An 18,541-nucleotide genomic window follows, 5' to 3' on the forward strand; every position below is an offset into this window, starting at 1 on the left:
CGCCTGCGGGCCTTTCGAAGAGGGACTGGAAACGCGGCCGCGCTTCCTCCCCTCGCTTCAACTATAGTAAGCCCCTTCCCGTCGAAACGGTAAATGGGGCGGCTTTGCGCCATCTTTGACACAAATGCACAACAAACGGCAGCAACACTACCATCAGAAATCATTACAGGGCGTTACCAAGCGCGCCGTGCTTGGCGATGACTCTAAACGCGCCGCGTTTCAAACGTATTCACGCGGCGCGCTGTAGGTCTTTGTCTTGTACAGTCGTTATCCCAAAACTGCTGCACACTTTTGGGCGACTTGCATGAGGCCGCAAAAAACCGCCGCTCCCTTCGGAAGCGGCGGTTTTGATTGGCATGGCCGTGGACGCCGGCTCAATTACTGCGGCTGCGGCTCGAAGCCGCCTTCGGGTTCCTCGCCCTTGTTGCCGACTTCCTTCTTCGTGCCGGCCGACGGCACCGCCGACCCACGATGCGGCGGTGTGTCGTCGCCAAGATCGCGTGCCGGCTTCTCGCCGCGGATCAGCGCCTTGATCTCGTCGCCGGTCAGCGTCTCGTACTCCAAGAGTCCCTCCGCGAGCGCCACGAACTCATGGTGCTTTTCGGTCAGGATGCTGCGCGCCGCTTCATAGGCGTCGTCGATCAGGCGGCGGATCTCGTTGTCGATCTTCTGGGCGGTCGCTTCGGAGACGTTCTTCTGCTGCGCCACGGAGTGGCCGAGGAAGACCTCCTGCTGGTTTTCGCCATAGGCAACCTGGCCGAGTTGGTCGGAGAAGCCCCATTGCGTGACCATTGCCCGCGCAAGCTTCGTCGCCTGCTCGATATCGGACGATGCGCCGGAGGTGATGTTCTCCTTGCCGAAGGTCAGTTCCTCGGCGACGCGCCCGCCCATCATGATGGCAAGGCGTGAGATCATCCACTTGTAGCTCATCGAATAGCGGTCGCCTTCGGGTAGTTGCATCACCATGCCGAGCGCGCGGCCGCGGGGGATGATCGTCGCCTTGTGCAGCGGATCGGCCGAAGGAACGTTGAGGGCGACGATCGCGTGACCGGCCTCGTGATAGGCGGTGAGTTTCTTCTCGGCTTCGGTCATGGCGGAGGAGCGACGCTCCGCACCCATCATGATCTTGTCCTTGGCGTCCTCGAACTCCTGCATGGTGACGAGGCGCTTGTTGCGCCGCGCCGCCATCAGCGCCGCCTCGTTGACGAGGTTCATCAGGTCGGCGCCGGAGAAGCCGGGCGTACCGCGCGCCAGAACCTTGAGGTCGACATTCGGCGCCAGAGGCACATTGCGGACATGTACCTTGAGGATTCGCTCGCGGCCGTTGATGTCCGGGTTCGGCACGACGACCTGGCGGTCGAAGCGGCCGGGACGCAACAGCGCCGGATCCAGCACGTCGGGGCGGTTCGTCGCGGCGATCAGGATGATGCCTTCATTGGCCTCGAAGCCGTCCATCTCGACGAGCAACTGGTTCAGCGTCTGCTCACGCTCGTCATTGCCGCCGCCGAGGCCGGCGCCACGATGACGGCCGACCGCGTCGATTTCGTCGATGAAGATGATGCAGGGCGCGTTCTTCTTCGCCTGCTCGAACATGTCGCGGACGCGCGAGGCACCGACACCGACGAACATTTCGACGAAGTCGGACCCGGAGATGGTGAAGAAGGGCACGTTCGCCTCACCCGCAACCGAGCGGGCAAGCAGCGTCTTGCCGGTACCGGGCGGGCCGACCAGCAGCACGCCGCGCGGGATGCGGCCGCCGAGCCGCTGGAACTTCTGCGGATCACGCAGGAATTCGACGATTTCCTCGAGGTCCTGCTTGGCCTCGTCGACGCCGGCGACGTCGTCAAAGGTCACGCGGCCATGCGCCTCCGTCAGCAGCTTGGCCTTGGACTTGCCGAAGCCCATAGCGCCGCGCGAGCCGCCTTGCATCTGGCGCATGAAAAACAGCCAGACGCCGAGGATCAGAAGCATCGGCAACAGGGTGCCGATATAGCTCAGGAAGCCGGAAGAACCGTCGGTTTCCGGACGCACCGTCACCGTTACATCCTTCGCCTCGAGCCGCTCGGTCAAGGCGGTGTCGACGGCGGGGGCATAGGTCTGGAACGTCGCACCGCTTTCGGTGTAGCTGCCGATCACCTTGGAGCCGGTGATCACAACTTCCTTGACGCGGCTGGCGTCGACGTCCTTTAGGAATTGCGAGAAGGGAATTTCACGCGAGCCCGTGCGCTCTGTCGGCTGCTGGAACATGCTGAACAGCGCGATCAGGAGAAGCGCTATGATTGCCCAGAGGGCAAAATTTCGAAAATTAGGGTTCATCGAACTCCCCGGAACCTGTGACAGCCCGCGCTTTCGCCGGGCTGCTGTATGCCCTTAACATAGGGTCCCGGCATCGCCTTGCCAAGGAAAACCGCCGGTCACCCTTCCATTTCTGTCAAAACGTCTTCAACCGGCGGCGGGGCATATCTGTCGCGCCCGAACAACAGCGCGATCGTATCTGCCATGCTTCTGTCGAAACCCGGCAAAAAGGTGTCGTAGGGGCCGATCCGGCATTCGAGCCTCGCCGCTGCGGTCTCGGCGCCGGAGCCGGCGCTGTCCGCTGGCTCGGCGCGAGGTGCCACCAGCGACGCCCTCTTGGCAATCCCCTCCGGCAGTCCTGCGGCAATAAGCCTCTGCCGCCACATGCCGCCCTCGCCCTCCGCACTGATCGTCAGGGCCGGGCCGAGGCTCGCTATGGTGAACCGGCCGTCCCAGGAACCGCTCTCCCCTGCGCCCAACCTCAGGAGCGGCAGATCGCGTTCCTCGCGATAAAGATAAAGGCCGTCTCGGCGCCGGTCGAAAACGACGCGGCCCGCGGTCATCCGTCCCACCTCGCCCGATCGCAGAAAGCCTGACAGCCGCTCGACCGTTGCCCGCCCCGGCGGATGTTCGCGGCCGCCGATCACCGCTGCGACGGTCATCAAGGCGCGGCGCCAGTCGGCATCGTCCATCCGTCCGGCCTGCGCCGCCGCGACCTCGGCGACGAGTCCCTCGTGAACGCGCAGATGCTCCAGTAGCAAGGCAGCCGCTCTTGCCGAGGAGGCGGCACGCAGCAGGCCGTCCCGCTGAGAGCCCGGCGCATGCTCCGCAACCGCGAGGCGGGCACGCACCCGGGCGCGCTCGAACAAGGGATTTTCATTGCTCGGATCGTCGAGCCAGCCAATGCCGCGCGCCTCCAGGAAGGTGCGGATATCGGCACGGCGCACCCGAATGAATGGTCGCAGCACCCAAATGCGGCGCCCGAAGAGCATGGCCGCCGCCATTCCGGCGCTGCCGGGGCCCCGACCCTCGTCGCGCGCAGCGCGCATGGCAATCGTCTCGTTCTGATCATCGCGCGTGTGGCCGGTGACGATACAGTCGGCAGCGAAAGCGGCTGCCGCTTCGGCCAGCAAGTCGTAGCGCTTCCGACGGGCCGCCGCCTGAATGCCCGAGCGTGGTTTGTCGCCCTGCCAATGACCGATCCGGTGGGGAATGCCAAGCCCGGCGCAGAATGCCCCGACGGCCGCAGCCTCACCGGCGGACTCCGGCCTCAAGGCATGATCGACCGTGCAGGCGGCGAGTGAGAACCCGTTGAATTCATGAGTATCGAGCGCTTCGTGAAGCGCACTGAGCAGCCCCTTGGAATCGCTGCCCCCGGAAATGGCGACGAGAATCCGCCCTGGCTTGATAAAGGATTTGAGAAAACGTCTTGCCGCAGCGATGACGGCCTCTGGCATAGGGATGGCCTCAGCAGCCGAAGCGGCTCTGTTCGCTCGTCACCTTCGCCTTAACGGCAGCCGATGCCTTGGGATAACGCTTGTTCACCTCGCGCAAGGTGGCGCAGGCGGTTTCCTTGTTGTCGAGCGCCCCGAGCGACATGCCGAGCTTGAGCAGCATTTCGGGCGCCTTCGGCGACTTGCCGTAAGTCTGATGGGCATTCAGGAAGGTCTTCGCGGACTCGTTGTACTTGCCCTGGGAATATTGAGCTTCGCCCATCCAGAAGCTTGCGTCGGCCGCCTTGTCGCCCTCCGGGAAAGCCGCGAGGTAGTCGCGGAACTCCTGCTCCGCCATGCCATAATCGCCGGAGAGGACATGGCCGTAGGCCGATTGATAAAGATCGCCCGGATTGCCGAGGGCAGCGGTCTGCTGCTCGTTTCCGGGATTGGCGTTGAGGCCGCCATCGTCTTGAGTGGCAATCCCGCTATCCACGCCCGGAAGCGTGGCGTTGGCGCCGGGCTCAGTACCCGTCGTCGTCGAGACCGGATTGCCGTTTTCATCGAAGATGATCGTGCCGAGCGTGCTTGGCGGCGGTGCCGCGCCTGCGGCATTCGGATCGGCGCTTGCCATGCCGGTGCCGTCCGCGGGGGCAGTCGTCGCCGGGCTATCCGTCACCTCGGGGGTGACGGACGCCTGATCGCTGGACTTCGGCGTTTCAAGTGCGCCGCTTTTCTTTGAAGAGGACTTGCCGCCTTCCAGATCCTGGAAGCGGAACTCGTTATCCTCCTGGAACTTCCGGATCTGCTCCTGCATCTGCAGAAGCTGGAAGCTCATTTCCTCGATACGCCCGTTGAGCGAGCGGATCTGTTCCTCGAGTTGGCCGATCCGGCCGACGTCGGTCGATTGCACCTTCACCACCGGCAGGTCGCCCTTGCTGGCGGCAGCGGCATGGGTCGCGCGGGGCAAGAGCCCCGAGAGCGGCATGGCATTTGCCGTTTGGCCGAGACCCGCAAGGGCCGCAAGACCAACCAGCCCTGCCACGACAAATTTCTTCATCTCATTTGTCCTGTTCGATAGATTGTTCTCACCCGGACCACGCTCCGCAGTACATCCGACGATTCCATAGGGCGAGTGCCGCACAGTTTTCCAATTGCCGTGAAAAAGCAACGGAGTTCGGCCAAAGTGTGGTAAAAAAGAAAAGGCGGCCCGCGGCCGCCCCTTCAAAAAACCATTTCAAATCGCCGGCTATCAGCTTCCCGCACCGCCGAGAACGGTGACGGCGCGGCGGTTCTGCGACCAGCAGGAAATGTCGTCGCAGACGGCGACCGGCTTTTCCTTGCCGTAGGAGATCGTCCGCATGCGGTTCGCGGGAACGCCGCGGCCGATGAGGTACTCGCGCGTCGCAGCGGCGCGGCGGGCGCCGAGCGCCAGGTTGTATTCGCGGGTGCCGCGCTCGTCGGCATGGCCCTCGACGGTGATGGCATAGTTCGGGTACTTCGCCAGCCACTGCGCCTGGCGGTCGAGCGTTGCCTGGGCGTCGGCACGGATCGAGCTAGAATCGGTATCGAAGAAGATGCGGTCGCCGACATTGACGGTGAAGTCCTGCTGCGAGCCCGGCGTCGCAGCGCCTGCGCCAAGGCCGAGGCCGGCGGCATCGTTCGGCATGTTCTTCTTGGAAGCGCAGCCGGCGACGGCAAGTGTCATCACGAGAGCGAGCATGACGGGATTGCGGGCGAGGGTCTGCATGCGGCTTGCTGCCGGGGTGTCAATTCGGCTCATGGGCCGGGTCTCCTTGAGAAGTGTCTGAATTCACGGTTGCCAGACTGTAACCGGAAGCGGTTAATTGCTTTTCAACAGTTATGGTTAACAAATCGAGAATCTGCGTCGGGCGCCTGCTAGACCAGCACTTTGCGGCGAGAAAGCGGCACATCGGCCACAATTGCCGCCATGCCTGTGGACGAAACCCGCCGCACCTGTGGACGAATGATGCGAGAGGCGGGATGCGGGCGAAAGCCGCTCGCATCCCTTTTCGGCCAATCTATTCCATCAGCGGCGACCAGGCTGGGTCGGAGGCGAAGCCCTGGGTCTGGATGAGCTGCTCGTTATAGCCGGTCAGGTCGATCGAATAGAGCTGCGGCCCGCCGGCACCGGCATTCTGGCGGAAGAACATCAGCACGCGGCCGTTCGGCGCCCAGGTCGGGCCCTCGTTGTGGAAGCCGGTCGTGAGAATACGCTCGCCGGAGCCGTCCGGCTTCATCACGCCGATCGAGAACTTGCCGCCCGACTGCTTGGTGAAGGCGATCAGATCGCCGCGCGGCGACCAGACCGGCGTCGAATAGGAACCGTCGCCGAAGGAAATGCGGGTCTGGCCGGAGCCGTCGGCGCCCATGACATAGAGCTGCTGCTTGCCGCCGCGGTCGCTTTCGAAGACGATCCGGCTGCCGTCCGGCGAATAGGACGGCGAGGTGTCGATCGCCGCCGTGTTGGTCAGCCGCGTCGTCGTCCGCGAGCGCAGGTCCATTGTATAGATGTTGGCGTTGCCTTCCTGCTGCAGGCTCATGATCACGCGCTGGCCGTCCGGCGAAAAGCGCGGCGCAAAGGTCATGCCCGGGAAATTGCCGACAACTTCGCGCTGCCCGGTTTCGAGCTGCAGCAAATAGACGCGCGGCTGCTGGTTCTCGAAAGACATGTAGGTGATTTCCTGGCGGTTCGGCGAGAAGCGCGGCGTCAGCACGATGTCGTTGGAATTGGTGAGCGCACGGGCATTGAAGCCGTCCTGGTCCATGATCGCCAGCTGCCGCTTGCGGGCATTCTTCGGGCCGCTCTCGGCGACATAGACGATGCGCGTGTCGAAATAGCCCTTCTCGCCGGTGATCCGCTCATAGATCGCATCGGCGATGATATGAGCGACGCGTCGCCAGTTTTCCGGCTGGGTGTAGAACTGCTGGCCGAGCATCTGCTGCCCGGCAAAGGTGTCCCAGAGACGGAACTCCGCCTTCAGCCGGCCGTCGCCTTCCTGGGTCACGCGGCCGATGACCAGCGCCTGCGCATTGATCACCTTCCAGTCCTCGAAGCGCGGTGCCGCATCGGGGTTGGCGATCTTCTCGATGAAGGCACCCTTGTCGATCGGTGCAAAAAGCCCGGAGCGTTTCAGGTCGGCGGCGACGACATCGGAAATCTTCTGGGCGAGTTCGCCCTGCAGGAAATCGGTGATCGCGATCGGCAGCGGCTCGACGTTGCCCTTGTTGATGTCGATCTCCACGACCGCGTTTGCCGGCGCAGCAAAAAGCGCGCCTGCGAACATCAACGTGAAAAGACGGAGAAGATTGCGTCTCAGCATTTCCATAAAGCCTTTCAGCCTTTCATCCTTCTGGGCGGGCGAGGAAAACTGTGCGCGGCTTCCGCTCACATCGCGCCCAACCTGTCTAGAGCATTGAGCTTGGGTCGAAGTTGACGACCACCTCGCTCCACGAATCGTACTTGTCTGGGGGCAGCCCTGTGAAAGGAGCTGATTTAAGAACGGCGCGTCGCGCACCGCTGGCAAGCGCCCGGCGTGCCGCTTCCGAGCCGCCGGTCGCTTCGACTTCCGGCTCGCCGATCAACTCACCGTTCTGATCGAGCTGGAAGGTCACCTTGATGCGCACGTCCGCCGCATCGGCCATGCCGGGAATAATCGACCAATTGTTCTGGATCTGGCCGCGCAGTGCGTCCATTTCACTCTGCGAAAGCGTGTTGCCGCTGGTTGTCTTCTTGCCGCCGAGCGCCGCTTCTTCGGTCGAGCGCTTGGCGCCGCCGCCGGAAGACTCCTGTTTGTTGAGCAGCGCCGCGATCTCGTCGGCGTTGAAGTCGCTCTCCTTCTGGGAGGACGCCTTCTTCTGCTCCTTCTTGGTCTCTTCCTTCTTGCGTTCCGGGGTTTTTGCCGTCTGGGCCGGCTTTTCCACCTTCGGCTTGACCTGGGGCGTCGGCACCTTGTCAGGCAAAGCCTCGGCCTCCGGATTTTCGGCCGGCTGTTCCTCGGCGGGCGCCGGCTCCGGTTTGGTCTCCGGCTTCACTTCCTGTTTCGGTTCCGGGAGTGCGGCAACTTCGGTCGCCGGCTCCGAAGCCGGCTTGGGCTCCTCGACCTTCTGGATTTCCTCCTTCACCGGATCGGGTGTCGGCGGCGCCTTCTCGATCTTTTCGGGGGCGGCGGCAGATTCGTTCTCGACGGGCTTGCTTTCAGGTTTCGGCGGCGTCTTCAGGTCGACGTCGTTGTCGCCGATATTCTCGGCGTTCTCGACCGGTGTCGGCTTCTTGGTTGGGACGGGCGAAGCCTTTTCCTTGGCCGGCGCCTTCTTGTCGCCCTGCTGGATCTGGGTCATGTCGGTGATCGGCACGATGTCGACCGGCAGCGCCTCGACATCCGCGACCTCGAATTCGGCCGGGCTGCCAAGCGACACCAGCGCCCAGGTCAGAACCAGAGCGTGGAGGACAGCAGATGTAGCAAGACCGCCCTTCATCTCCGGGGATCACTTTTCCTGTTCTTGAAGCGTTACGAGCCCGAGATTCTTGAAGCCGGCCGCCGAGATGCGCGCCATGACCTTCATCACCGTGCCGTAGTCGGCATTGGTGTCGCCGCGCACATAGATGCGCTCGTTGTAGCCGGTCGTGGCGATCGCCTCGAGCTTCGGAACGACTTCGTCGATGCCGATCGGCGTCTCCTGCAGGAAGATCTCGCCGGCCGGATTGACCGAGACGGTGATCGGCTGGGTGTCGGCATTCATCGCCTTCGCCTGCGTTTCCGGCAGGTCGATCGGCACGCCCACCGTCATCATCGGCGCCGCCACCATGAAGATGATCAACAGCACCAGCATGACGTCGACCAGCGGCGTCACGTTGATTTCGCTGATCGTGCCGTTCCTGCCTCTGCGCCGACGGCGCCCGCCGCCCGACCCCTTGGCTCCGCCTACTGCCATACCCATCAGCGTCGTCTCCGTGCCCGAAGGTCGTTATTGCGCGGCCTGGCGCGAAGGTTGCAGCTTCTCGTCGATCTGCCGCGACAGGATGGCGGAGAACTCGTCGGCGAAGGCTTCCATGCGGGCGGTCAGCTTGCCGGCGTCGGCAGTGAACTTGTTATAGGCGATGACGGCGGGAATAGCGGCGAGCAGGCCGATGGCTGTCGCCAGCAGCGCCTCGGCGATACCCGGCGCAACGACGGCGAGGTTGGTCGACTTCGAGCCGGCGATCGCCTGGAACGAGGTCATGATACCGACGACGGTGCCGAAGAGGCCGATGAACGGAGCCGCCGAACCGATCGTCGCGAGCGAACCGAGCCGCGCCTCGAGCGTTTCGGATTCGCGGGCGAGCGTCACATCCATGGCGCGGTCGATGCGCATCTGCAGGCCGATCGGCGAGCGGGCGCCGCGTTCGAAGCTCTTCTTCCACTCGCGCATCGCCGAGACGAAGATCGCGCCCATGCCGGTCGTCTGCCGATCGGAGAGCGTACGATAGAGCTCCTCGAGCGACTGGCCGGACCAGAAGACCTGCTCGAAATTGTCCAGCTGGCGGCGAACGCGCCCGTAGTTCAGCGACTTGTCGACGACGATCGCCCAAGTCCAGACCGAAGCTGCAATCAGCCCCAGCATGACCAGCTTGACCACCAAGCCTGCTTGCATGAACAGCGACCAGAGGGTCACATCGCTCGTCGCGGCCAATCCAACCTGTTCCATCGATCTCAGTCCCCGAATCCAAACACCCGGCAGAGCAACGCATGCTCATGACCGGGTCGCCCAAACGTCCTGCTGCAAAATGCCCCGGCATCGCTGCCATTCGCGGCGATTGCGATATACTCGCTTCAGCTTGCCTTCTTGCCGTCAATTTTGGTCAAAGGATGACGTGCACTGCACAAATTCTGATACACAGATAAAGACACTATTATCGTTAAGGGAGTGTTACCGAAGCGATGCTTGCCGGCGGCACGGCAAGGAACTTCGCCGGCTCTTGCACGTTTCGGAGCCGAACCGGAATCGGTTTGGGATCACCCATGGCCGCTCGAAACGAACCGCTCTCCGAATACAACCGGCGCCGCGACTTCACCAAGACACGCGAGCCCAAGGGCAAGGTCGCGCGGACCAGCGGTGACCGGAAGCGCTTCCTGGTCCAGAAGCACGACGCCACACGCCTGCACTACGACTTTCGCCTCGAATGGGAGGGCGTGCTGAAGAGCTGGGCGGTCACGCGCGGCCCCAGTCTCAACCCGGGAGACAAGCGCCTTGCCGTGCGCACCGAGGATCACCCCCTCGCCTATGGAGACTTCGAGGGCACGATACCGGAAGGAGAATATGGCGGCGGCACGGTGATGCTCTGGGACACAGGCTGGTGGGAGCCGGAAGACGACCCGACGAAGGCTCTGAGGAGGGGCAAGCTTTCCTTCAAATTGCACGGCAGCCGGATGAAAGGTGGCTGGGCGCTCGTGCGCATGCGGAAGCGCGACGGCGACAAGCGGGAAAACTGGCTGCTCGTCAAGGAAACCGACGAGATCGCCTCTGAGGACGGCGAGAGCCTGATCCAGGAGAATCTTACTAGCGTGGTCACCGGCCGCACAATGGACGAGATCGCTCGAGGCAAGGGCGAGAAACGGGCGCGCGTCTGGCATTCCAACAGGAGCACCGCCGCCAACCTAAAGGCAGGCGCGATTGCCGATAAGGACGAAGCTCTCAAGCGCTGAAGCCGGCTGGTGGCGGAGGTGGATTTCGCCGCATTTGTTCGATGGATTCTGCGAGGGACACGGAGGTCGAGGCCATGAAACTGGAAGCAGTGAAACCGACAGACGCCGCGCCGAAAACGGGGAAGGGCAAACCCGCTGCCACGAAGAGCAAGGCGTCGTCCAGCAATGGCGACGCCGACGTCCTCGGCGTCCGGATCTCGCACCCCGAGCGCATCCTCTTCGAAGGCCAGGGCATCACCAAGATCGACCTTGCCCGCTACTATGCCGTGGTCGCGGAGCGGATGCTGCCCTTCGCAGCCGATCATCCCCTTTCGCTGGTGCGCTGCCCGCAGGGCGGTGAGCGGCACTGCTTCTACCAGAAGCACGCCAGCGACGGTTTCCCGGAGGCGATCCGCGAGGTGCCGATCGAAGAATCGTCCGGCGACACCGAGAACTACATGTATGTCCACGACGCCAAGGGCCTTGTCGCGGCCGTGCAGATGGGCACGCTCGAGTTTCACATCTGGGGGGCGACGATCGGCCGCCTGGAAAAACCCGATCGCCTGGTCTTCGACCTCGACCCCGATCCGAGCGTCGACTTCGCCACGGTTAAGGCGGCCGCCGCCACGCTGCGCGACGAACTTGCCGGTATCGGCCTCCAGACCGTCGCCATGGTGACCGGCGGCAAGGGCGTCCATGTCATCGTGCCGCTTCGACCGCAAGCAGAATGGGAAGAGGCAAAAGCCTTCGCCAAGCGGGTTGCGCAATCTTTCGCCGAGCGCGACCCGGAGCATTTCGTCGCCACCATGTCGAAGGCGAAGCGCAAGGGTCGGATCTTCATCGACTGGCTGAGGAACGACCGCGGCGCCACCGCGATCGCCCCCTATTCCACGCGTGCCCGCGCCGGTGGGCCCGTCGCTACGCCGGTCGGCTGGGACGAGCTCGAGAGGCTTGACGCCGCCAACGGCTTTCACATTGCCGACATCCTGGGGCGCATCGAGACGGGCACCGATCCCTGGCCGGAGATCGCCAAGACAAAGCAGTCGCTGACGAAGAAGGTACTGGATTCGGCGGTCGGCTAGCCTGGTTGCGCGGGCGCTCTTTGCGCCGCCAGGAACTTCGTCGCCAGCGCCTCCGGCAGACGCCTTGGCCGGCCCTGTCCATTGATCACCGCGATGATCACCTTGGCGGCGATCAACAGCACGCTGGCGCGGCGAATCTCCTGCTGCAGCACCATTTTCGCGCCGCCGGCTTTCTCGGTGCTGGTCTCGATCGTCAGGATGTCGTCCATCCGGGCCGGCGACTTGAAGTCGATCTCCATGCGGTGAACGACGAAAACGAGACCTTCCGCATCCCCCTCGATGGCGAGCGAAGCCTGTTCCACGCCCAGCAGCCGCAGATAGTCGGTTCGCGCGCGCTCCATGAAATGCAGGTAGCGGGCATGGTAGACGACGCCGGAGAAATCGGTGTCCTCGTAATAGACGCGCTGGATCAAACTGTGGCCGGTCTCGGTCAACTCGCCGGCAAGCGAAATCAGTGACATGGCATTCTCCGGGAGGATCTTTCGCTTTTCCTGTGCAGGAACAAAAAGACATTTGCAAGCATTGCAGCTTTGTCACAATCCTATCCTAACAGGTCACCGTGTCCCTCCCGATCAGGAGAATCGTGCATGAAGATCGCAATCCTCGGCGGCGACGGTTTTGTCGGCTGGCCCACCGCATTGCATTTGTCCGATGCGGGCCATGACATTCACATTCTCGACAACCTCTCCCGCCGCTGGATCGATACCGAGCTCGGCGTGCAATCCCTGACCCCGATGGACTCCATCCAGGAGCGCACCCGCATCTGGCATGCGGAGACCGGCCGGCGCATCCATTTCAACCTGATCGACCTTGCCCGCGACTACGAACTCCTGAAGAAGTGGCTTGCCGAACATCGTCCCGATGCGATCGTGCATTTCGCCGAGCAGCGCGCCGCGCCCTATTCGATGAAGAGCGACCGCCACAAGAACTACACCGTCAACAACAACGTCAACGCCACCCATAACCTCCTGAATGCGCTGGTCGAGCTCGACCTCGACGCCCATCTCGTCCATCTCGGCACCATGGGCGTCTACGGCTATTCGACGATCGGCGCGGCGATCCCAGAAGGCTATCTGCCGGTCGGGATTGAGACGATGGGCGGCGAAACGGTCAGTCAGGAGATCCTCTACCCGTCCAATCCGGGCTCGATCTACCACATGACCAAGTGTCTCGATCAGTTGCTCTTCCAGTTCTATGCGAAGAACGACGGGCTCAGAATCACCGACCTGCACCAGGGCATCGTCTGGGGCACCCATACGGAACAGACGCGCCGGCATCCGCAGCTCATCAACCGCTTCGACTATGACGGCGACTACGGCACGGTGCTCAACCGCTTCCTGATCCAGGCGGCGATCGGCTACCCGCTGACGGTTCACGGCACGGGGGGCCAGACCCGCGCCTTCATTCATATCCAGGACTCGGTGCGCTGCATCGAGCTTGCGCTCAACAGCCCGCCCGCGCGCGGCAGCCGAGTCGAAATCTTCAACCAGATGACCGAAACCCACCGGGTCCGTGATCTCGCCGAGATGGTTGCCAGGATGACCGGTTCGGAGATCGCCTGGCTGCCCAATCCGCGCAAGGAAGCGGCCGAAAACGATCTCGTCGTGCACAACGAGAAGTTCCTGGCCCTCGGGCTCGACCCGATCCGCCTCCAGGACGGGCTGCTTTCGGAGATCGTCGACGTGGCGAAGAAATTCGCCTACCGCGTCGACCGTTCGCGCGTGCCGGCCATCTCCGCTTGGACGAAGGACATCGCCCCGTTGATCAACCATGATCCCGAAGGCAAGCGGCTGAAATCCGTCTCATGAACCCCGCGACGCCTCATCCGGAGGGAGGCCTCCCCTGTTCCCCGGCCGCCGCCCAGGATGCTTTCGTGACGCTGGTCACCAATGCCGATTATGCGCTCGGCGCGCGGGCCCTGTTGCGGTCGATCCGGCTGACGCGAACGCCGGCGGATATCGTCGTGCTATACACCGGCGGGGTGGAGCCCGCCGCACTTGAGCCGTTGACGGAATTCGACTGCCGACTGATCGAAACGGAGCTGCTGCCTCTCTCGGACGAATTCAACGCCCGGCATCAGCGCCGCAACGTCCACGAGCTTGCCCCCTTCACCAAGGGGCGCAAGCCCGACTTCCACTCACCGCTCGACAACTTCTGTAAGCTTCGCCTCTGGCAGCTGGTCGAATATCAGCGCTGCGTCTTCATCGATGCCGACGCGCTCGTGCTGAGCAATATCGACAAGCTCTTCCTCTATCCGGAGTTTTCCGCCGCGCCGAACGTCTATGAGAGCCTTGCCGATTTTCACCGGTTGAATTCAGGCGTTTTCGTCGCAAAGCCGTCGCTCGAGACCTTCGAGAACATGCTGGCGGCACTCGACGCGCCGGGTGCTTTCTGGCCGCGCACCGACCAGACCTTCCTGCAGAGCTTCTTTCCCGACTGGCACGGCCTGCCGGTGACGATGAACATGCTGCAATATGTCTGGTTCAACCTGCCGGACCTGTGGGACTGGCGCTCGATCGGCGTACTGCACTACCAGTACGAGAAGCCGTGGGAGAAGGACCATCCGCGTGCGGACGTGCTGCGGCCGCTGATCGACCTCTGGCATGCCTACCTGACGGGCGAGAATGTTCCTCACCTAGCCACTCTGCCGAGCCCGCCGCAAACCGGCTCCACGCTGCCATGACCCGCGTCCTCGTCTCCGGCGGCACCGGCTTCGTCGGCCGCTTCATCGTCGAGCACCTGATAGCGAGCGGATATGAAGTGGTCGTCGGCGGCCGCACGCCACCCGCAAGCGCCCTGTTTTCGAAGCCTGTCGCCTTCGTCCCGCTCGCGCTCGCCCCGGATATCGACCAGGGCGGCGCCTTCCGCCACATCGACCATTTCGTCCATGCCGCCTTCCAGCATGTCGCCGGTCGCTATCGTGGCGGTGAAGGCAATGATCCCGAGGGTTTTCGCCGCAGCAATCTCGATGGCTCCGTCCGACTGTTTCAGACGGCTCGCAATGAGGGGGTGAAGCGTTGCGTCTTCCTGTCGAGCCGGGCCGTCTATGGCGAGCAGCCGCCGGGAGCAGACCTCTTTGAAGATACGCCCTGCAATTCCGATAGCCTCTATGGCGCGCTCAAGCTGGAAGCCGAAAACGAACTCGACGCACTGGGCACAGCCGCATTCAAGACTGTGAGCCTGCGTGTGACCGGCGTCTACGGCGTACCCGACGAAGGCGCTGCTCACAAATGGCAGCCGCTTTTCGATGACTATCTCTCGGGCCGCGTCATCGCGCCACGTGCCGGCACGGAAGTGCATGGTGAGGATGTGGCCGCTGCCGTGCGCCTTGCCCTCCAAACACCACTGGATCGCCTGCAGGGCGGCGTGTTGAACGTCTCCGATGTCCTCATCGACAATCGTGGCATCCTGGCAATGGTTCAGAATATCATCGGGTGTCCTCACCCCCTTCCGGGCCCGGCCGCGCTGGCGGCATTCAATAGCATGAATACCGAGAAGATCCGGGCCCTTGGCTGGCAGCCGGGCGGACGGGAGCGATTGCAGGCAACGGTCAGAAGTCTGCTCGCCTGACGCTGGAAACGCCAGGGTGGGAGCCACACGATGCCTGACGCGCGGCATCTGCAAGCGGTCGTTCACCCCCGGCATCGTCCTCATCTATCAGTCCCTCGTCAATACCGGCACCGAAGAGGCGCAGCGGAAACAGCCGCTTCCCACGATGCTGGAGACGCTGCGCTCACTCGCAACCGTAACCGGGCCGGGGATGGCAGACCGACACCTTCCTGATGGCGCTACAGCGCCGCGCGTCTTTTCAGACCCGCAAAGGTCGCTGTAACCCTTTGAATCTACGAGCTTTCCGAAAATCTGGTCCGGTTTTCGGGCCGATGCCCTAGCCTATGTCGATGGCAACGACCTCCGGCGGCGATCCGATCCGCACCGGCAAATTCGAAAGACCTAATCCGCCTGAGACGATCATATGGCGATCGTCCTCGATGATATGCCCATAAGCGTAGCGGTTGCCGTATCGCGACGGAACGAGCGGCGCATAACCCAAAAACCTCACCTGCCCGCCATGGGTATGGCCGGCGAGCGTCAGCGATACGCACCGGGGCACGTCGACGAAGATATCGGGTTCGTGCGCCATCAGAATGATCGGATCGCCACCGTCAATGCCCGCCAGAGTGCCGGGCAGGTCATCGAGCCCGTCGATCATACCGGCACCGTCCGACGCCGGATAGGAGGGCTCGAGCTGATCCGACAGACCGGCAAGCCAGAAGGGATGCCCGTCCTTTTCGAGGCGTAGCGCGCGATTGTCGTAGACGGGGATACCGACGCCGGCGAGCGCCGTGTGCGCCAGAGTCGGACCGTGCCCGGCTAGGCTGGCCACCGGATCGTTGAGCCAGTCGTGATTGCCTATGATCGCGTGGACCCCGAGCGGCGCCTTCAGTCGCGCCAATGCCTCGGCCCAACGGGCTGGTTCGACGAAACCGGTCAGACGCAGACTGCTCATGTAATCGCCGAGTAGGAGGATGATATCGCCACCAAGCGCACTGGCTTGATCGCAGATGCTGGCAATCCGGCGTACCGGCATCCACGGTTCGCAGGCATGGATGTCCGCCAGAACGACGATCCTGAGCTTTAGCCCTGTCGGCCAGTTGGCAGGCTTCACGGCATAGGACGTGACAAGCGGCCGCTGCAACGGTTCGATGCCGATGGCATAGGCGGTCGTCCCAAATCCCGCCATCACCAGTCCGCCCAGGAGCTTGAGGAATCCACGCCGCGCCAGCATGCACTTTTCCCTCCTTCAGATGGACTTCAAACGTCCGGCCGCCTTCATGGAGGCGGCCCAGGCAAAGGAAAGTTCGCCCATCGTCGCCGCCGGCTCTATCCTTGCTGAATCATAGCGAGCACGCGGCGCCACCGAAATACACCATTCGGCCGCGCGCCTAAGCCATGCGGTCGGGCCCCCTCAGCCCAGGTCGGCGACGACGATCTCCGGCGGTACGCCGAAACGAACAGGCGCGATCGAGCAACCAAGTCCGCCCGAAACGATCAGATTGCGCTCCTCCTCGACGATATGGCCATAGGCGTAGCGATCGCCGAAGCGGGAAGGCACGACCGGGGAGTGGCCGATAAACCGCACCTGCCCGCCATGGGTATGTCCCGAAAGGGTCAAAGAAACCCGCGGCGGTACCGTCGGGAAGATGTCGGGCTCATGCGCAAGCAGGATGACTGGCGCCTCGTCAGTCACCTGCGCCAGCGTCCCGGCGAGATCGTCGAGCCCGCCCATTGTGCTGCGCTTCCATTTCTTGCCCGGCAGAAGCGCAAGCTGGTCCTCGAGCCCGGCGATCCAGAAGCCGAAACCATCTTTCTCCAGCCGGAGGGCGCGGTTGCTGTAGACCGGGATGCCGACCTCGGCCAGGGCGCGATGTCCGAAGGTTTCGCCGCCGCCGTTCCTCTGGGCGTTCCTGTCCTCCCACCAATCATGATTGCCCATGATCGCGTGGACGCCGAGCGTAGCTTGAAGCGTCGACAACGCTTTCGACCACTCGCTCGAATGGACATAGCGGGTGACGAGATTCATGCCGGACGCATAGTCTCCAAGAAGAACGATGATATCGCCGCCAAGCGCATTGGCGCGCTCGCATATGGAAGTAATCCGCCGCGCCGACATCCAGGGCTCGCAGGCATGGATGTCGGCGAGCGCGATGACACGCAGCTTCAAGCCCGGCGTCCAGCCGGGCGGCGTCAGCTCGTAGCGGGTCACGTTCAGCCGCGCCAGCGGCTCGAAGGCAAAGGCATAGCCGCCGATTGCCATGGCGCTGGCGAAACCGCCGCCGAGAACTTTCATGAAGTCGCGGCGGGTGATCATCTCAATCCTCCTCGAGTGTCAGACGAAATTGGGCCGCCTCGACATCCTTCGGCGGATTGAGCCCCAAATGCTTCCAGGCGTTCGCCGTCAGCACGCGGCCGCGCGGCGTGCGCTGGATGAAACCCTGCTGGATCAGATAGGGTTCGATTATATCCTCGATCGCATCACGCGGCTCCGATAGGCCGGCCGCGATCGTATCGATGCCAACGGGGCCGCCGCCGAAATTATGGGCGATCATCGTCAGGTAACGGCGATCGAGCTGATCAAGTCCCATATTGTCGACCAGCAACCGCGTCAGCGCCTCGTCGGCAAGCTCCCGCGTCACGGCCTCGACCCGCGCCACCTCGGCGAAGTCGCGCACCCGGCGCAGCAGCCGGCCGGCGATGCGCGGCGTGCCGCGCGCCCGGCGGGCGATTTCGCGCGCGCCCTCATCGGTCATGCCGAGGCCCATCAGCCGCGCGCCGCGACGGACGATCAGTTCCAGTTCCTCGACCGTGTAGAAATTGAGCCGCACCGGGATGCCGAAGCGGTCGCGCAACGGCGTTGTCAAGAGACCGAGGCGCGTCGTCGCCGCCACCAGCGTGAACTTGGCAAGATCGATCTTCACCGAGCGCGCCGCCGGCCCTTCGCCGATGATCAGGTCGAGCTGGAAATCCTCCATGGCCGGATAGAGGATTTCCTCGACCGCCGGGTTCAACCGGTGGATTTCGTCGATGAACAGCACGTCGCGCTCTTCGAGATTGGTGAGCAGCGCCGCGAGATCGCCGGCCTTGGCGATGACCGGGCCGGAGGTCGAGCGGAAATTGACGCCGAGTTCCTTCGCCATGATCTGCGCGAGCGTCGTCTTGCCGAGACCGGGCGGGCCGACGAAGAGAACGTGATCGAGCGCCTCGCCGCGGTTGCGGGCCGCCTCGATGAAGATCTTCAGATTGGCGCGCGCTTCCGCCTGGCCGGTAAACTCGTCGAGCGACTGCGGGCGCAGCGTCGCATCGAGGTCCTCGCCCCGCTTTTCCGGCGCAATCAGGCGTGCGGCTTCAGTCATCTCAAACTTCCGTTGCGGGATGGATCGCGCGGCCGCTCGATTTCGCCCCCGCGTGTCCCAACCTTAGTGCGCGGGCGGCAGTCAATCCAGTGCGATCGCGCACACCCTCACTCCTATTCCATTGTGGCTGCAGA

16 protein-coding genes and 1 pseudogene are annotated in these 18,541 nt (G+C 63.3%); 5 read left to right on the plus strand and 12 right to left on the minus strand.

What is annotated here, in order from left to right:
* Positions 1 to 378 precede the first annotated feature (378 nt).
* From ftsH to tolQ, 8 genes are all read right to left on the minus strand, one after another.
* Entirely contained in the window at positions 379 to 2,316 is a 1,938-nt protein-coding gene (gene ftsH / locus CO664_RS20370) for an ATP-dependent zinc metalloprotease FtsH (RefSeq protein ID WP_012709279.1), read from the minus strand.
* Between the two features lie 98 nt (positions 2,317 to 2,414).
* On the minus strand, positions 2,415 to 3,752 hold the full coding sequence (gene tilS / locus CO664_RS20375) for a tRNA lysidine(34) synthetase TilS (protein WP_097526640.1): 1,338 nt from the start codon (positions 3,750 to 3,752) through the stop codon (positions 2,415 to 2,417).
* 10 nt (positions 3,753 to 3,762) lie between these two features.
* Positions 3,763 to 4,788, minus strand: coding sequence for a tol-pal system protein YbgF (ybgF, locus tag CO664_RS20380; RefSeq protein ID WP_097526641.1), 1,026 nt, complete (start codon positions 4,786 to 4,788; stop codon positions 3,763 to 3,765).
* Positions 4,789 to 4,980: 192 nt separating this feature from the next.
* Positions 4,981 to 5,511, minus strand: coding sequence for a peptidoglycan-associated lipoprotein Pal (gene pal, locus CO664_RS20385; protein WP_037420017.1), 531 nt, complete (start codon positions 5,509 to 5,511; stop codon positions 4,981 to 4,983).
* Positions 5,512 to 5,770: 259 nt separating this feature from the next.
* Complete coding sequence (tolB, locus tag CO664_RS20390) at positions 5,771 to 7,078, minus strand: Tol-Pal system beta propeller repeat protein TolB (protein ID WP_086022754.1); 1,308 nt, start codon at positions 7,076 to 7,078, stop codon at positions 5,771 to 5,773.
* Between the two features lie 79 nt (positions 7,079 to 7,157).
* The gene (locus tag CO664_RS20395) at positions 7,158 to 8,228 is read right to left on the minus strand and encodes a hypothetical protein (protein ID WP_097539736.1); all 1,071 of its coding nucleotides are present in this window, start codon (positions 8,226 to 8,228) and stop codon (positions 7,158 to 7,160) included.
* Between the two features lie 9 nt (positions 8,229 to 8,237).
* Positions 8,238 to 8,690 (minus strand): protein TolR, encoded by a 453-nt coding sequence (gene tolR, locus CO664_RS20400; RefSeq protein WP_037420021.1) that lies wholly within the window; start codon positions 8,688 to 8,690, stop codon positions 8,238 to 8,240.
* Between the two features lie 27 nt (positions 8,691 to 8,717).
* Complete coding sequence (tolQ, locus tag CO664_RS20405; RefSeq protein ID WP_037420024.1) at positions 8,718 to 9,437, minus strand: protein TolQ; 720 nt, start codon at positions 9,435 to 9,437, stop codon at positions 8,718 to 8,720.
* Between the two features lie 314 nt (positions 9,438 to 9,751).
* Here tolQ and ligD point away from each other — a divergent pair.
* A pseudogene (gene ligD, locus CO664_RS20410) lies at positions 9,752 to 11,496 on the plus strand (non-homologous end-joining DNA ligase).
* Here the strand turns inward: ligD and ybgC are convergent.
* Positions 11,493 to 11,957, minus strand: a complete 465-nt coding sequence (gene ybgC / locus CO664_RS20415; protein WP_097539737.1) for a tol-pal system-associated acyl-CoA thioesterase — start codon at positions 11,955 to 11,957, stop codon at positions 11,493 to 11,495. The pseudogene ligD and the gene ybgC overlap by 4 nt on opposite strands.
* A gap of 126 nt (positions 11,958 to 12,083) precedes the next feature.
* Here ybgC and CO664_RS20420 point away from each other — a divergent pair, with 126 nt between their 5' ends.
* From CO664_RS20420 to CO664_RS20435, 4 genes are read left to right on the plus strand one after another with little or no spacing between them, the layout of a single operon-like run.
* Positions 12,084 to 13,304: an NAD-dependent epimerase/dehydratase family protein gene (locus CO664_RS20420; protein WP_097539738.1), complete on the plus strand. Its 1,221-nt coding sequence runs from the start codon at positions 12,084 to 12,086 to the stop codon at positions 13,302 to 13,304.
* Complete coding sequence (locus CO664_RS20425) at positions 13,301 to 14,179, plus strand: glycosyltransferase (RefSeq protein WP_097539739.1); 879 nt, start codon at positions 13,301 to 13,303, stop codon at positions 14,177 to 14,179. The genes CO664_RS20420 and CO664_RS20425 overlap by 4 nt, the downstream gene beginning before the upstream one ends.
* Positions 14,176 to 15,066, plus strand: a complete 891-nt coding sequence (locus CO664_RS20430; protein WP_097539740.1) for an NAD(P)-dependent oxidoreductase — start codon at positions 14,176 to 14,178, stop codon at positions 15,064 to 15,066. The genes CO664_RS20425 and CO664_RS20430 overlap by 4 nt, the downstream gene beginning before the upstream one ends.
* A gap of 16 nt (positions 15,067 to 15,082) precedes the next feature.
* On the plus strand, positions 15,083 to 15,328 hold the full coding sequence (locus CO664_RS20435; protein ID WP_097539741.1) for a hypothetical protein: 246 nt from the start codon (positions 15,083 to 15,085) through the stop codon (positions 15,326 to 15,328).
* Positions 15,329 to 15,382: 54 nt separating this feature from the next.
* Here the strand turns inward: CO664_RS20435 and CO664_RS20440 are convergent, their stop codons facing one another.
* The 3 genes from CO664_RS20440 to ruvB form a co-directional block, all read right to left on the minus strand.
* Entirely contained in the window at positions 15,383 to 16,282 is a 900-nt protein-coding gene (locus CO664_RS20440) for a metallophosphoesterase (protein ID WP_037420039.1), read from the minus strand.
* A 180-nt stretch (positions 16,283 to 16,462) separates the two neighbouring features.
* Positions 16,463 to 17,365, minus strand: a complete 903-nt coding sequence (locus tag CO664_RS20445; RefSeq protein WP_097539742.1) for a metallophosphoesterase — start codon at positions 17,363 to 17,365, stop codon at positions 16,463 to 16,465.
* A gap of 1 nt (position 17,366) precedes the next feature.
* Positions 17,367 to 18,407: a Holliday junction branch migration DNA helicase RuvB gene (gene ruvB, locus CO664_RS20450; protein WP_097526648.1), complete on the minus strand. Its 1,041-nt coding sequence runs from the start codon at positions 18,405 to 18,407 to the stop codon at positions 17,367 to 17,369.
* Positions 18,408 to 18,541 lie beyond the last annotated feature (134 nt).

The sequence above is a fragment of the Sinorhizobium sp. NG07B genome, assembly GCF_002532005.1.
Classification (GTDB): domain Bacteria; phylum Pseudomonadota; class Alphaproteobacteria; order Rhizobiales; family Rhizobiaceae; genus Sinorhizobium; species Sinorhizobium fredii_C.

What these genes read in the sequence shown, in the direction of transcription:
- ftsH (WP_012709279.1), bottom strand. Translation starts at nt 2,316, where the DNA reads ATGAACCCTAATTTTCGAAATTTTGCCCTCTGGGCAATCATAGCGCTT.
- tilS (WP_097526640.1), bottom strand. Translation starts at nt 3,752, where the DNA reads ATGCCAGAGGCCGTCATCGCTGCGGCAAGACGTTTTCTCAAATCCTTT.
- ybgF (WP_097526641.1), bottom strand. Translation starts at nt 4,788, where the DNA reads ATGAAGAAATTTGTCGTGGCAGGGCTGGTTGGTCTTGCGGCCCTTGCG.
- pal (WP_037420017.1), bottom strand. Translation starts at nt 5,511, where the DNA reads ATGAGCCGAATTGACACCCCGGCAGCAAGCCGCATGCAGACCCTCGCC.
- tolB (WP_086022754.1), bottom strand. Translation starts at nt 7,078, where the DNA reads ATGGAAATGCTGAGACGCAATCTTCTCCGTCTTTTCACGTTGATGTTC.
- CO664_RS20395 (WP_097539736.1), bottom strand. Translation starts at nt 8,228, where the DNA reads ATGAAGGGCGGTCTTGCTACATCTGCTGTCCTCCACGCTCTGGTTCTG.
- tolR (WP_037420021.1), bottom strand. Translation starts at nt 8,690, where the DNA reads ATGGGTATGGCAGTAGGCGGAGCCAAGGGGTCGGGCGGCGGGCGCCGT.
- tolQ (WP_037420024.1), bottom strand. Translation starts at nt 9,437, where the DNA reads ATGGAACAGGTTGGATTGGCCGCGACGAGCGATGTGACCCTCTGGTCG.
- ybgC (WP_097539737.1), bottom strand. Translation starts at nt 11,957, where the DNA reads ATGTCACTGATTTCGCTTGCCGGCGAGTTGACCGAGACCGGCCACAGT.
- CO664_RS20420 (WP_097539738.1), top strand. Translation starts at nt 12,084, where the DNA reads ATGAAGATCGCAATCCTCGGCGGCGACGGTTTTGTCGGCTGGCCCACC.
- CO664_RS20425 (WP_097539739.1), top strand. Translation starts at nt 13,301, where the DNA reads ATGAACCCCGCGACGCCTCATCCGGAGGGAGGCCTCCCCTGTTCCCCG.
- CO664_RS20430 (WP_097539740.1), top strand. Translation starts at nt 14,176, where the DNA reads ATGACCCGCGTCCTCGTCTCCGGCGGCACCGGCTTCGTCGGCCGCTTC.
- CO664_RS20440 (WP_037420039.1), bottom strand. Translation starts at nt 16,282, where the DNA reads ATGCTGGCGCGGCGTGGATTCCTCAAGCTCCTGGGCGGACTGGTGATG.
- CO664_RS20445 (WP_097539742.1), bottom strand. Translation starts at nt 17,365, where the DNA reads ATGATCACCCGCCGCGACTTCATGAAAGTTCTCGGCGGCGGTTTCGCC.
- ruvB (WP_097526648.1), bottom strand. Translation starts at nt 18,407, where the DNA reads ATGACTGAAGCCGCACGCCTGATTGCGCCGGAAAAGCGGGGCGAGGAC.